The organism is Streptomyces sp. NPDC002851 (assembly GCF_053591935.1).
In genome coordinates this window covers 130,555-143,310 of record NZ_JBSFUT010000004.1, presented here as the reverse complement: position 1 = coordinate 143,310, position 12,756 = coordinate 130,555, and the positions used below count along the sequence as shown (strand labels likewise).

General features: G+C 72.6%; 11 protein-coding genes. 4 read left to right on the top strand and 7 right to left on the bottom strand.

The genetic code is table 11. The features are described from left to right. The first annotated feature begins 62 nt into the window (after positions 1-62). Entirely contained in the window at positions 63-938 is an 876-nt protein-coding gene (locus ACWD10_RS05985) for a TauD/TfdA dioxygenase family protein (protein ID WP_451087803.1), read from the top strand. Between the two features lie 19 nt (positions 939-957). On the opposite strand, the gene ACWD10_RS05980 is transcribed toward ACWD10_RS05985, so the two are convergent. Beyond that, positions 958-2,013 (bottom strand): phosphatidylinositol-specific phospholipase C domain-containing protein, encoded by a 1,056-nt coding sequence (locus ACWD10_RS05980; RefSeq protein ID WP_451087478.1) that lies wholly within the window; start codon positions 2,011-2,013, stop codon positions 958-960. Positions 2,014-2,249: 236 nt separating this feature from the next. On the opposite strand from ACWD10_RS05980, the gene ACWD10_RS05975 reads away from it, so the two are divergent. Continuing rightward, positions 2,250-2,426, top strand: a complete 177-nt coding sequence (locus ACWD10_RS05975) for a hypothetical protein (protein ID WP_451087476.1) — start codon at positions 2,250-2,252, stop codon at positions 2,424-2,426. A 307-nt stretch (positions 2,427-2,733) separates the two neighbouring features. Here ACWD10_RS05975 and ACWD10_RS05970 read toward each other — a convergent pair whose 3' ends face one another. From ACWD10_RS05970 to ACWD10_RS05960, 3 genes are read right to left on the bottom strand one after another with little or no spacing between them, the layout of a single operon-like run. Continuing rightward, positions 2,734-3,996 (bottom strand): NAD(P)/FAD-dependent oxidoreductase, encoded by a 1,263-nt coding sequence (locus ACWD10_RS05970; protein ID WP_451087474.1) that lies wholly within the window; start codon positions 3,994-3,996, stop codon positions 2,734-2,736. Continuing rightward, on the bottom strand, positions 3,993-5,600 hold the full coding sequence (locus ACWD10_RS05965; RefSeq protein WP_451087472.1) for an FAD-dependent oxidoreductase: 1,608 nt from the start codon (positions 5,598-5,600) through the stop codon (positions 3,993-3,995). Before ACWD10_RS05965 ends, ACWD10_RS05970 begins: the two co-directional genes overlap by 4 nt. Further along, on the bottom strand, positions 5,597-7,066 hold the full coding sequence (locus ACWD10_RS05960) for an FGGY family carbohydrate kinase (protein ID WP_451087470.1): 1,470 nt from the start codon (positions 7,064-7,066) through the stop codon (positions 5,597-5,599). Before ACWD10_RS05960 ends, ACWD10_RS05965 begins: the two co-directional genes overlap by 4 nt. Before the next feature lie 272 nt (positions 7,067-7,338). On the opposite strand from ACWD10_RS05960, the gene ACWD10_RS05955 reads away from it, so the two are divergent. Both ACWD10_RS05955 and ACWD10_RS05950 read left to right on the top strand, forming a co-directional pair. After that, complete coding sequence (locus ACWD10_RS05955; protein ID WP_451087468.1) at positions 7,339-8,370, top strand: hypothetical protein; 1,032 nt, start codon at positions 7,339-7,341, stop codon at positions 8,368-8,370. Positions 8,371-8,482: 112 nt separating this feature from the next. Then, positions 8,483-9,994 (top strand): amino acid permease, encoded by a 1,512-nt coding sequence (locus ACWD10_RS05950; protein WP_451087801.1) that lies wholly within the window; start codon positions 8,483-8,485, stop codon positions 9,992-9,994. A gap of 201 nt (positions 9,995-10,195) precedes the next feature. Here the strand turns inward: ACWD10_RS05950 and ACWD10_RS05945 are convergent, their stop codons facing one another. From ACWD10_RS05945 to ACWD10_RS05935, 3 genes are all read right to left on the bottom strand, one after another. Then, positions 10,196-10,678, bottom strand: coding sequence for a subtilase-type protease inhibitor (locus tag ACWD10_RS05945; RefSeq protein WP_451087466.1), 483 nt, complete (start codon positions 10,676-10,678; stop codon positions 10,196-10,198). Positions 10,679-11,117: 439 nt separating this feature from the next. Further along, on the bottom strand, positions 11,118-11,546 hold the full coding sequence (locus tag ACWD10_RS05940; protein ID WP_451087464.1) for a protein-tyrosine phosphatase family protein: 429 nt from the start codon (positions 11,544-11,546) through the stop codon (positions 11,118-11,120). A gap of 55 nt (positions 11,547-11,601) precedes the next feature. Continuing rightward, on the bottom strand, positions 11,602-12,729 hold the full coding sequence (locus tag ACWD10_RS05935; protein ID WP_451087462.1) for a questin oxidase family protein: 1,128 nt from the start codon (positions 12,727-12,729) through the stop codon (positions 11,602-11,604). Positions 12,730-12,756: the final 27 nt, after the last annotated feature.

Below are 12,756 nucleotides of genomic sequence, written 5' to 3'. Positions count from 1 at the left end.
TTGTGTCTATTTCCACCGTTTCGTCCCCCACCCTGCGCGAAGCCCGCGTTCCCGCCGACGGCATGTACGAGGGCCGCCGCACCCTGCGCCGCCTGCCCGAAGGTGTCGCGGAGCGCCCGTACGAGCTGATCGAGGTCGTTCCGCAGGGCCGCGTCATCGGTGCCGAGATCCGTGGCGCCGACCTCTCCCGGCCGCTCACTCCCGCGCTGCGCGAGGAGCTGAACCGGGCTCTTCTGGAGTGGAAGGTGCTGTTCTTCCGCGGCGCCCACCTCACCTCCGCGCAGCAGCGGGACTTCGCCCGCAACTGGGGCGACCTCGAGACCAACCCGCTGCTCGCCCGCGGTGACGCCGACGAGGTCGTACGGTTCGACAAGGCCAGCGGACAGACGCCCACGTTCGAGAACGTCTGGCACGCCGATGTGACGTTCCGCGAGCGACCCGCGATGGGCGCCGTACTCCAGCTGCACGAGGTGCCGCCAGTGGGCGGGGACACCATGTGGGCGGACATGGCGGCCGCGTACGACAACCTGCCCGAGGAGATCAAGGAGCGGATCGACGGGGCGACGGCGGTGCACGACTTCATCCCCGGCTTCATCCGCTTCTACGGGCCGCAGAAGCTGATCCCGCTCCAGGAGCAGTTTCCGCCCGTGACCCACCCGGTGGTGCGCACGCACCCGGAGACCGGCCGCAAGATGCTCTTCGTGAACACCTCGTTCACCACGCACATCGTGGGCCTGGACCGGGACGAGAGCGACCGGCTGCTCAGCTATCTCGTACGGCAGGCGCACGTGCCCGAGTACCAGGTGCGGTTCCACTGGCAGCCGGGCGACGTGGCATTCTGGGACAACCGCGCCACACAGCACTACGCGGTGGACGACTACCACCCGCACCGCCGGGTCGCGGAGCGCGTGGCCATCGCGGGCGACCGGCCCTACTAAGGGCTATTCAGCAGGCGGTTCAGCCGCGCGGCAGGACCGTGGCGAGGACATCCGGCAACGGGTACCAGTCCGCCGAGGCGATGCTCGCGTGCCGCCCGGCGAGCAGGGCGACCCGGTCCCGGGCATCCTGCTCGGCCGGGCGGACGGCGTCGATGGCGGGCGGCACGGCATGCGCGTCGGTCATCACGAGGAGGTAGTGGCGCCGGTCGTACCAGCCGGTGTCGATAGCGGCGCCGTCGCCCGCGTACGCGGTGGCGTCGCCGTCGAAGAGCACGAACCAGGGCCGGATCGTGGCGTCCTGGTACCGCTCGCGCGGGTCGCCCGCCTCCGCCCCGTGCACCGCGGGGAAGGCGGCGGCCTCGCGCAACCGCCCGGCACCGGCGAGGTCGCGCAGATGGGTCGCGTACTCGCGGTCGGTCCACAGGTCATCGGCCGGGTTGTCCTCCTCGACGGTGCCGGGGATCAGCTCGACCACGAACTTGCCCGCCATGGCGCCGCGCCCCGGCCAGCCATCCGCCCGCACGGCCTCGTCGAGGGTGGCGTGGCCGACGCCCGTCAGGTCGGCGGGGCGGAAGAGCGCGTCACCGAGCTTCTCGGTGAGCAGGGCGTCGAGTTGGGCGGGGCCACGGCCGCCGTCGGCCTTGAAGCCGTCCTTCATCTCCACCTTGAGGAGTACGGGGCGGTGGCCCGGGTGAGCGTCGTGCCAGGCCCGGATGTCGGCGAGGCAGCCGCCGAGGTCCTGGTCGCGCTTCTTGCTGCGCAGCTCTCCGGCATGCGCGGCGTTCTCGCAGTTGTTGTCGTTGCCCAGCGGATTGCTGTGCGAGACCCGCCAGGAGCTCCCGAACGCATTGGTCCAGACGTCGAGTTCGAGCATCGCGGCACCCGAATCGAGGGCGTCGGCGAAGTACGGGTACTTGTCCTTCTCGTACGCGTTGTGGACACCGACCCCCGTACTGCCCGAGTAGGGCAGCGCACCGGGGTCGTCCGCGGCGGCGTCACCGGACGGTTGCGCGACCGCCGCCACCCCGCCCAGGCAGAGCCCGAGGCCGACGACCACCGCCGCAACTCCCCGCATGGCCCGCCCACGCCGTCGGCCTATGTCCCCCACGCCCATACCCGCGTCCCCTCCCACGCCCTGTCGTCCGTACGCCCGTGGTCGTCGGGCGTCAACCACCGTGCAGCGTAAGGGACTTGAGTGACGGGTGGGAATATGGGGCCTTGCGGGAAAGCTCCGGAGGGGGAGCGCGACGCCTGAGCTGGGCGGCGCGTGGGGGCCACTCGTGGGCGAGGCGGGGAACGCGGCGGACGACCATGAGGACCAGCTCAGGCGCTTTCAGGAGCGCGCTCTGGAGCCGCACCATCCGCGCGAACCCGCGTGGTTCCTCGCCACCGTGGGAGTCGAGGGTCACGGCCGACCTCGCACTGCCGGACGACGGCCCGCGCACCTGGTGCATGCTGCGCAAGCCCGGCAACCTCCCGTCGCACTGACGCACGCCGAAAAGCATCCGATTCCCTCGATCGGGCAGTCAGCGCCGGGACCGCACTCGGTGACCGTTACCGCACGGATCGACGCCAGTTGAGGATTTGGGACAGACGCGAACGTCATCTCAGCGGAAATGAAGGACCCTCCTCCCGTCGCCGGTGCACCGCCCGTCGTGTTCGCCTCCTGACACCCGGGCTGCCGGAATCCCCGGCGACAGCCGTTTGGCCTCTCTGCGCGGTGCGAGCGCAGGGAGGCCAAACCCTTGTTGGCCAAACCCTTGTTACGGGGCCGCTGTTACGGCCGTGCGCCCGGTCAGGCGAGCCCTACCACGACCGCCCCACCTGCCGGGTCCACCCGGTCCGACCACTCCCCCTTGACCCGGAACGTCCGCCGCCCCCGCTGCCACGCCGCCGCGCCGAACCCACCGACGCGCTCCCGGTGCAGCACCCGCCCGTCCTGCTCGACCACCACAACGGCGCCGCGCAGCGCACCGAGCGCACCGTCGGCCCGTACCGTCAACGGCCCCGCCACGGGCATCCGGTTCGGCGTGACCCAGCGCAGCGGCGAGGCGACCCGTAGCTCGGGGCCGGTGGTGGGCCAGTCCGTGGCAGGGTCGGCGAGCTGGCGCAGTACCGCTCCCGCGGCCGCGGCACCCTCGGCGGCCGCGACGGTGGCGGGTTCCACGGCGTGCAGCACGTTGCCGACGGCGAAGACGCCCGGTTCGGCGGTGCGGAACGTGCCGTCCACGGCCGGTCCACGGGTGCCGGGGTCGAGGCGGAGCCCGGCGTGCCGGGCGAGTTCGTGGTCGGGCACGAACTCGCCGGTGAATACCAGGGTGTCGCAAGGGACTTGGGTCGTACGGCCGCTCTCGTGCCGTAGTCGTACGCCGGTCAGGCGGCCGTGGCCGAGGACTTCGCTCACCGTGGTGTCGGTGAGCAGCGGCACGATGGCGCCAAGGCGGGTCCGGGCCGCGCGCCGCGGCATCCCCGTCAACCAGCCGCGCCCGGCCTCCTCGGTGATCTGGGCGACCACGGGGACGCCCGCGCGGCGCAGCGTGGCAAGGGCCGCGTACGCCACCGGTTCGGCGCCCACCACGACCGCGCGGGTGCCGAGCCGTGGGCCACGTAGCCCCGTAGGCCCGTGAGTGACCTGCTGGAGTTCGCCGGTCGTCCAGATGCCGGAGGGGCGGGTGCCGGGTACGAGCCGGGCCGGGCACGGGCGTTCGCGGGCGCCGGTGGCGAGGACGACGGCCCGCGCCGCGATCCGCTCCAGGCCGCCGGGGCCGGTGACGTCCAGGGTGCGCGGGCCCGCCCAGGCGGTGGCGGTGACGGAGGTCCGCACCCGCGCGCCCGCGACGCGCGCCCCGGACGTGAGTTGGGCGGCGAAGCGCGGCCCGCTCGTCCAGGGGCTGCCGAAGCCACCGTGATCGCAGTGGCGCGGGACACCGCCCGGCCGCTGCTCCCGCTCAAGCACCTCGACCGAGCCCGCCCCGGCGGACGCCAGGACGAGGGCGGCGGTGAGCCCGGCGGGTCCCGCGCCGACGATCAGGACGTCCACATCCCGCTGCCGCCTCACTGCCCGGTCACCCCGTCCGGCCCCATGCCCTGCTCCGAGTCCCACTCCCTGTCCCGTACGCCCGTATCCCGTACCGCCGTCTCGAACAGCTCCCGCACCGCCGCCCCGCAGGCGAAGCCCTGGCAGCGGCCCGCACGCGCGCGGGTGCGGCGGCGTAGGCCGTCGAGGGTGGCGGGCGGGACCGGCGCGGTGAGGGCGTCGCGGATCTCGCCCTGGGTGACGCGCTCGCAGTGGCAGACGATCCGGCCGTACGCGGGGTCGGCGGCGATGAGGTCGGCCCGCTGGTACGGGCGCGGGAAGGCCTCGCCGAGGTTCGGCATCCGCACCGGCGCCAACTCCCCTGCCGCGTCCAGCTTCAGACCTGCCTCGCCGAGCAGTTCCACGACGTACGCGGCGATGCCCATCGAGGCGGTGAGGCCGGTGGAGCGGATGCCGCCGACGGTGACGGTGCGCTGCTCGGGGCGTACGCCGATGCGGTAGTCGTCCTGCTCGGTGGCGGCGCGCAGCCCGGCGTAGACCGTGGTGACCTCCTCGTCGAGCAGATCGGGCAGGATGCGGCGGCCCTGCTCGCGCAGGCCCGCGAGGCCATCGGCGGTGGTCCGGGTGGCGCGCTTGCTGTCCTCGTCGCTGTCCAGGTCCTCGGCCGTGGGGCCGAGCAGCACATTGCCGTACACCGTGGGCGCGACGAGAACGCCCTTGCCGAGCGCGGTCGGCACCGGAAGCAGGATGTGCCGGACCAGGTCGCGGGCGAACTTGTCGAAGACGATCAGCTGGCCGCGGCGCGGTGTGACGGTGAAGTCGTCGTGGCCGAGCATCCGGTCGACGGTGTCGGCGTGCAGTCCGGCGGCGTTGACCAGCCAGCGGGTGCGCAGCGTGCCGCGGGCGGTGTGCACGAGGTGTACGTCCTCTGGTACGCCCTCGCCGCCGCCTCCTTGTACGCCCTCGTCGCCCTCCGCGGACCGGGTGATCTCCCGGACCGGACAGGTGAGGTGCAGGTCGACGCCGGAGCGTACCGCCTGGGTCGCGTACGCCAGGGTGGTGGTCCAGGGGCAGATGATGCTCTCGCCCGGCACGTCGAGGGCGGCGAGGGCGCCGGGGCCCAAGTGGGGCTCGCGGGCGTAGAGTTCGGCCGCGTCGATCAGGCGGGCAACAGTGTTCTCATCGCGGATGGCCTCGTTGCGGAGGGCCTTCTCGCGCAGGGCGGGCAGGGCCGCGCGCTGTTCCTCGTTCCAGGCGACGAGCAGTGCGCCGACCGGCTCGACGGGGATGCCGCACTCGGCGGCGTACGCGGCGAGGCGGCGCTGCCCGTCGCGGACGAGGCGGGCCTCCAGGGAGCCGGGCACGGCGTCGAAACCGGTGTGCAGGATCGCGGTGTTGGCCTTGGACGTGCCCTCACCGACGTCCTCGCGGGCCTCCACGACGGCGGTGCGCAGCCGGTAGCGGGCCAGTTCGCGGGCGATGGCCGTGCCGACGACTCCGGCGCCGATCACGGTGACGTCGTACGGCGCGGCGGGCTGCGTGCCGGCCCTTGTGACGGGTCCGGTCCTCGTGAGGCGTCCGGTCCGTCCGGCCCCCGTGGCGCGGCCCGGCTCGGGTGCGGTCATGACGGCGTACGGTCCGTACGGTCAAGGAGCGCGGTCACCTCGGCGGCGAAGGCCGCCCGGCGTTCGGCCGCCCGGTCGGCCGGGATGCGCGGCTCGTACACGGCGCCGGTGCGGCGCTCGGGCAGCACGTCGGGCAGGCCGAGGGCCGGGTCGAGCCCGAGCCGGGCCACGGCGGCGGCGCCCAGGGCCGTGGCGTCGGGCAACTCGGAGACCTCCACGGGCAGTTGGAGGAGGTCCGCCTGGGTCTGGAGGAGCAGTGCGGAGCGGGTCAGGCCGCCGTCGACGCGCAGGCCGTTCAGGGGGTGTCCGAGGTCGGTGGCGACGGCATCGGCGAGCTCGGCGACCTGCGCGGCGATGCCCTCGCACAGGGCGCGCACCAGGTGGCCGCCGGTGGTGTCGAGGCCGAGCCCGGTCAGGGAGCCGCGGACGTCGCCGCGCCACCAGGGGGCGGCCAGCCCGGCGAGTGCGGGCACGAAGGTGACGCCGCCGGTGTCGGGGACGGCCGAGCCGACCCGGTCGAGGTCCTCGGCGCCGCCGATGACGCCGAGGTCGGTGAACCAGCGGACCGCGGAGGCGGCGGTGTAGACCTGGCCGTCGAGGCAGTAGTCGGTACGTCCGCCGAGCCGCCAGGCGACACAGCTGACCAGGCCGGAGTCGCCGCGGCGCGGCCGGTCGCCGGTCTGCGCGAGCAGGAACGCGCCGGTGCCGTAGGTGCACTTGGCGGCGCCGGGCTCGGTGACGTCCTGGGCGAGCAGCGCGGCCTGCTGGTCCACGAGCAGCCCGGTGAGCGGGAGTTCGGGGCCCGAGGGGTCGAAGGCGCGGGTGCTGCCGACGTGTCCGGCGGCGTCGACCACGTTCGGCAGGCGTTCGTCGGCGAGCCCGTAGAGGTCGAGGGCGCGCTCGGACCAGGTGGCGGTGTCGAGGTCGAGGAGCTGGGTGCGGCCCGCGGTGGCGGCGTCGGTGGCGAAGGCGCCGGTGAGCCGGTGCACCAGCCAGGCGTCGCTGGTGGTGACGACGCCGTCGCGGGTGAGGTGGCGGCGGATCCAGCGCATCTTGGGCGCGGCGAAGTAGGGGTCGAGCGGCAGGCCGGTGAGGTGCCGCAACTCGTCTGCGTGCGGGGCGAGTTCGGTGCAGACCGATTCGGCTCGCTTGTCCTGCCAGACGAGCGCGTCGGTGAGCGGTTCGCCGCTGTCCGGGTCCCAGGCGAGTACGGTCTCGCCCTGGTTGGCGAGGCCCACCGCGGCGACGGGTTCACCGGCCTGCGCGAGGGCCTGCCGGCCGGCGTCGACGACGGAGTCGTACAGCTCGGCGGGGTCCACCTCGACCCGGCCGCCGGGCAGATAGCGGGGGCGTACCGGCGCCTGGCCGGAGCCGATGACGCCGCGCTCCGGGCAGAGGACCAGGGCCTTGGTGCCGGAGGTGCCCTGATCGACGGCGAGTACGGGTCGGGCGGTCGACGTGATCACCGCGGCAGCGTGCAACACCCCTCGCGAGCCCGTCAAGGCGCCCTGGAGCGATAGAGCCATAGAGCCAAGGCCCTCGGGGCGGAAGAGCAACGTGCACCAGAGGACGGCGAGTTGTCACAGATAGATGCAGCAAGTTGTCACAGGTAGATCAAGAGAATTTCAAGGACCACTGCTGAATCGGAACCGTCCGCTCTACACTGATCGCCGTCCAACTCCATCACATCCTGGGAGCGTTCGGTGACTCTGTGCGCTCCACGAGTGCCAGGGGATCCATGCCGTTGCCCACCGCCCGCCCGGTGTACCACCCGGCAGGACACGACGAACCGCTGCGTGCGGTCCTTCAGGACCTCAAGGCGGGGCGGTGGGTGTCGACGCGGAATTTGCTGACCGAGACCCCCGACTGGGGCCTGTGGACGCAACGTACGCAGATTCTGGCGGCCGCGGCCGCGGGCTCCGACGTGGTGCGGCTGTGGCGGTCGGAGGAGCCGAACAGCGTCGCCGCGACCGTCCTGCACGCCCGGGTCGCCGTCGAGCGCGCCCTTCGCGCCCACCGGGCCGGGCACCGGCACACCAACGACCTGTGGCGGGAGGCATCCGAGGCCAGCCAACTGGCCTCCCGTGCCTCGCCGGAGGACCCGGTGCCGTGGATCTGCCGGCTCGCGCTCGCCCGGCTCGACGAGGGCCAGCGGTGGGACGAGCACCGTGAGGCGGCGCCGGAGCCGATGCTGTTCCCCGGCCCCTGGACCCTGCTCGACCAGGCCGACAAGCGGGACCCGGGCAACCGCGAGGCGTACCACCGGATGCTTCAGTTCGCCTACTACCGCAGGGGTCCGGACTCCCCGCTCACCGAGGCGCTCAACTTCGTGCAGTGGGCGGCGGCTTCGGCCCCCGCCGGGTCCGCCCTGCACCTGCTGCCGCTGTACGCGCACGTGGAGCGGTACCGGCGCGAGGGCGGCCAGCAGCACGCGCTCGACCTGCACTGGATAACGGAGGACGCGACGCGGCACACGCTGCGCGCGCTGCACCTGTGGTTCGACCACGCGCTGCCCGCCGGGATGTCGCTGCTCGACCTCAACCACCTGGCGCACGCCCTGTGGGGCGCGCATCAATTCCAGGACGCGCTGCGGGTGTTCGGCGCCATCGAGCCGTTCTTCACGGTCGTTCCGTGGACGTACCGCACCGACGCGCCCGGCGACCCGGAGGCCGCCGTCGAGGCGTTCATGCAGGCCCGGGCCCGCTGCCACGGAGCGGTGCGCGGCGGCCGCGGCCGCGGCCGTGGACGGCGCGGCCGGGGCCGCCCCTGACCCACCGCACCCCCAGCACGGCCCCTTCCCCCAACTCCCCAAGCGCCCCCACTCGCTCCCCACTCCCGTCCCCGTCCCCACCCCCGGAGGTACGCGCGTGTCCCGCACCACCATGTCGAGCCCACGCCAGGCAGCACCGGTACGGGACGAGGCCCAACGCCTCAGAGAACTCGGCTACCAGCCCGTCCTGGCCCGCCGCATGGGCGGCTTCGGCAACTTCGCGATCAGCTTCTCGGTCATCTCCATCCTGTCCGGCTGCATGACCCTGTACGGCTTCGGCCTGGGCACCGGCGGTCCCGCGGTGATGATGTGGGGCTGGGCGGGCGTCGGCCTGTTCGTCCTGTTCGTCGGCATGGCCCTGGCCGAGGTCACCAGTGCGTACCCCACCTCGGGCGCGCTCTATTACATGGCGCACCAACTCGGCGGCCGCCGCTGGGGCTGGTACACGGGCTGGCTGAATCTGCTCGGTCTGCTCGGTGCGATCGCGGGCATCGACTATGGCGCCGCCCTGTTCACGGGGGCGTTCCTGAACCTCCAGTTCGGCTTCGAGCCGACACCCGGCCATACGTTCCTGATCTTCCTGGCCATCCTTCTGGTGCACGCCTGCCTGAACCTCTTCAACGTGCGTCTGGTCAGCCTGCTCAACTCGATCAGCGTGTGGTGGCATCTGGCGGGCGTCGCCCTGATCGTCGGCGTGCTCGTGATCGTCCCGGACAGCCACCAGTCGCCGTCCTTCGTCTTCGGCGAGTTCGTCAACGACACCGGCTGGGACAACCCGTTGTACGTGGCCGCGATCGGGCTGCTGCTCGCGCAGTACACCTTCTCCGGGTACGACGCGTCCGCACACCTCTCGGAGGAGACCTCCAACGCCTCGGTGTCGGCGGCGCGCGGCATCGTGCGGGCCATCTGGGTCTCGTGGATAGCCGGATTCGTCCTGCTCGCCGGTCTGACCTTCGCCATCCAGGACTACAAGGCCACACAGAACACGGCCACCGGGGTGCCGCCCGCGCAGATCCTGCTCGACAACCTCGGTACGGCGGGTGCGTCGACGCTGCTGCTCGTGGTGATCGTGGCGCAACTGTTCTGCGGCAACGCCGAGGTGGCCGCGGCCAGCCGGATGGTGTTCGCGTTCAGCCGCGACAACGCGCTGCCCGGCTCCTCGCTGTGGCGCCGGGTGAGCTCCAAGACCCAGACCCCGGTGCCCGCGGTGTGGCTGTCGGTGGCGCTGCCCGCGGTGCTCGCGCTGCCGTCCCTGTACTCGGCGACGGCGTACGGCGCGGTGACGGCGATCAACGTCATCGGGATCACGCCCGCGTACGCCATCCCGGTGCTGCTCCGCCTGAAGGCCGGTGACCGCTTCCAGCCCGGGCCGTGGAACCTGGGCCGCTGGAGCAAGCCGGTCGGCTGGGTCGCGGTGATCTGGGTCGGCTTCGTGACGGTCCTGTTCTGCCTGCCGCAGGCCTCGCCGGTCACGGTGGACTCCATGAACTACGCGTCCATCGCGCTCATCGTCGTCCTCGTCCTGGCCACGGCCTGGTGGTTCGTGGCCCGCCGCTCGTACAGCACGCCGTCGGCGTACGGCACGGAGCGCGAGCAGGCGGAGGTGGCCGAGGGCATCGTGTGAGGACCGCCTCGTAGGGCCTTACAACGAGTTCTTCCAACGGCTCTTCCAACGAGCTCGTCCAACGGACTCTTCCAATCGAGCTCTTACGACAAGCGGGTCCCTCCGCCCGGGCGACGCCGGGCAGAGGGACCCGTTCCGCTGTCGCCGCCGCGTGCCGTCCCCCACGAACGGCTACGGCGGCGTCTGCGGTGCGGGGCGGTGTCAGAACGCGAGTGCCGCGCTCCCCGCCAGGTTCGCGTGCATCTGGCAGCCGTTGGCGAACGTGGCCGTCCAGGACACCCGTCTGCCCTCCCAGACCCCCGAGGCGGTCACGACTCTCGGGTCCCATTCCTTGGTACACATGACGTTCGTGGCGCGGCTCGTCAGCTCTTCGAACCGGCCTTCCACGGCGGCGAGTTCGGCACAGGCGGCGCGCGCGTGCGGGTGGGTGCCGACGGGCCGGGGCGCGCAGCTCAGGGTCACGGCGCGGTCGACGGTGGCGGTCGCGGCGTCCTCGCCCCGGCCGACGGTCAGTACGAGGTCGCTCGGGGCGTAGAGCCGCTCGGCCCCGGCGGGTGCGGCAGGTGTGGCGGCCGGGGCTGCCGCGGCGGCGGTGCCGGTCAGCAGGCAGACGGCCACGGTGGCGGTCGCGGCCGCCGTCGCCCTGAGTACGTGACGCGTGGTGGCATGCAGGGGGGTGCGCATGGCGGTGTCCTCTCCATCAGACGGTCGATGCGGGTGGTCGACCCAAGTCGCTGCAGGTCATTGCAGATTGCGGCGGGCCGTTGCTGGTCGATGAGGCTCGTCGTCCACGAGCGCTCGTCGCGGACTGGAGTCTTGTCCGTGCGGAGAGTGATTGCCATACGGATGGTCGATTACCGGACGTACGTGTTCGATGAACGGTGAACAAGAGGCCAACTGCCCTGGCCAGGCGGGACGGAGAGCGGGCTCCTGACCCGCCCCACACGTTCAACATCCGTGCGAGGAGCAGAAGTTCAACGGTAGTTCAACCCATAACCACGCGCTGACCTGCGGTGATGGAAGTTCACGGCTCAAGTGTGACAAACGGGGGCGGCCCGTAACGTCCGGAAACCGCTGCTCCGCAAGCGCTTCCCGTTCACCGGTGACACCGATCCCTCGCGTCTCAGGCGAACCGCGCCACGTACCGCCGCTGCCAGGGCGTCTCCACCGCGCGTCGCGCATAGTGCGCCCGGACGTACGCGACCGCCTCCCCGGCGGGCACCCCGTCGAGCACCGCGAGACACGCCAAGGCCGTGCCCGTACGCCCGACCCCACCGCCACACGCGACCTCCACGCGCTCGCCCACGGCCCGCTCCCAGACCACGCGCAACGCCTCACGGGCCTCGGCCCGATCGGCGGGCAGCCGAAAGTCCGGCCACCGCAGCCAGCGTGACTCCCAGGCGACGGGCGGCGGTTCATGCCCGAGCAGATACAGCCCGAAGTCGGGCGCGGGCCCCTCCGGGAGCGGCCCGCGCAGCCCTCGCCCGCGCACGAGCCGCCCGGACGGCAGACACAGCACACCGTTCGCTTCGGGGTCCCAGGTGGAGATCATGGGTCGAGGGTAATCACCACGGGGCCAGAGCCCATCTCCCCGATCTTCGCGGGCCCTAGCCACGACCCACACGGCCAACCGCACCCCCGTCGTCCAGACGCGTGATCCGCTGCTGCGCGGCCGCGGCAGCGGCCGGGAAGCGCGGGTCAGGGCGGAGGGCATACTCCCGCAGACACGCCTCCGTGAACTTGATGACGTGCTCGTCGCCGTGTTCCGCGGCCCGCGCGCCCAGCTCGGCCGGGGAGGGCGGCTGAGGGACCTCGGACCGCCACCCGTCCGTACCCTCTCCGCGCCGGTCACTGGTGAACGCGAGCAGGAACCCGGCCTGCACCTGCCAGAGTTGGGCGAGCGTCGGCTCGTACAGCTCGACCGGCAGCTGCGGCAGTACCAGGCGGACCGCGGCGGGCGCCGTGACCCCGTGGACCAGCGGGACCGGGAACACCTCGGGGTGGCCGAGGTAGATGTCGGCGAACTCCAGTGTCATGTCGCCCAGGAGACGTTCCGCGCGCTGCGGGGCGAGGGTCTCCAACGCCTCGTCGTAGCCGGGAAGTTCGGTGAGCGAGCCGAAGCGCTCCTGGGCGACGCCGGGGCCGGGCTCGCCGGTGAGCGGCACCCTCGGCAGCGCGGCGACGGCGCCGGGCAGGTCGCGGTTTCCGGACAGGCGCGGGTGTCCGGGCAGTTCGGTGTAGCGGGCGGCCCAGTACGCCAGGCCGCGGGCCAGCTCGTCGAGTTGCAGCCGGGTCGGCTCGGCACCGGCGGCGTACAAGGCGCGTACGGCGTGCGCGGTACGGATCAGGCCGTGGGTGAGCCCGGCGAAGAGGCCGGGGATCAGCCGGGGCCACCAGCGCACCAGGACCTCACGCCAGTGCGCCTCGGCCAGCTCGCGGCGGAACAACTGCTCCCAGTCGCCCGCCCGGTGGAACGCCCCGAGCGCCGGACGCCAGGACGACGCATCGGCGGGGTCCAGGGCGAACCGGGCCTCGGGCGGCTCGTGGTGCTCCATCGCGCGCCGGTAGCGGCCCACCCAGCGGGCGACCTCGTCCCCGTGGCCGAGCAGCGCGAGCGCCTCGGCGCCCATGGGGCCGTGGTTGGCCAGGTCGACCCCGGCGCCGCGCTCGTAGCCGAGGTCCGCCAGGCGCTCCAGGGCGTCGTTGACGGCATCGTGATAACTCGTCGAAGACATACGGCATCACCTTTCAGATCCCCCAAC

Bases quoted from the DNA above. Each gene is read 5' to 3' on its own strand.
- ACWD10_RS05985 (WP_451087803.1), top strand. From the start codon at position 63: ATGTACGAGGGCCGCCGCACCCTGCGCCGCCTGCCCGAAGGTGTCGCG.
- ACWD10_RS05980 (WP_451087478.1), bottom strand. From the start codon at position 2,013: ATGCGGGGAGTTGCGGCGGTGGTCGTCGGCCTCGGGCTCTGCCTGGGC.
- ACWD10_RS05975 (WP_451087476.1), top strand. From the start codon at position 2,250: ATGAGGACCAGCTCAGGCGCTTTCAGGAGCGCGCTCTGGAGCCGCACC.
- ACWD10_RS05965 (WP_451087472.1), bottom strand. From the start codon at position 5,600: ATGACCGCACCCGAGCCGGGCCGCGCCACGGGGGCCGGACGGACCGGA.
- ACWD10_RS05955 (WP_451087468.1), top strand. From the start codon at position 7,339: ATGCCGTTGCCCACCGCCCGCCCGGTGTACCACCCGGCAGGACACGAC.
- ACWD10_RS05950 (WP_451087801.1), top strand. From the start codon at position 8,483: ATGTCGAGCCCACGCCAGGCAGCACCGGTACGGGACGAGGCCCAACGC.
- ACWD10_RS05945 (WP_451087466.1), bottom strand. From the start codon at position 10,678: ATGCGCACCCCCCTGCATGCCACCACGCGTCACGTACTCAGGGCGACG.
- ACWD10_RS05940 (WP_451087464.1), bottom strand. From the start codon at position 11,546: ATGATCTCCACCTGGGACCCCGAAGCGAACGGTGTGCTGTGTCTGCCG.
- ACWD10_RS05935 (WP_451087462.1), bottom strand. From the start codon at position 12,729: ATGTCTTCGACGAGTTATCACGATGCCGTCAACGACGCCCTGGAGCGC.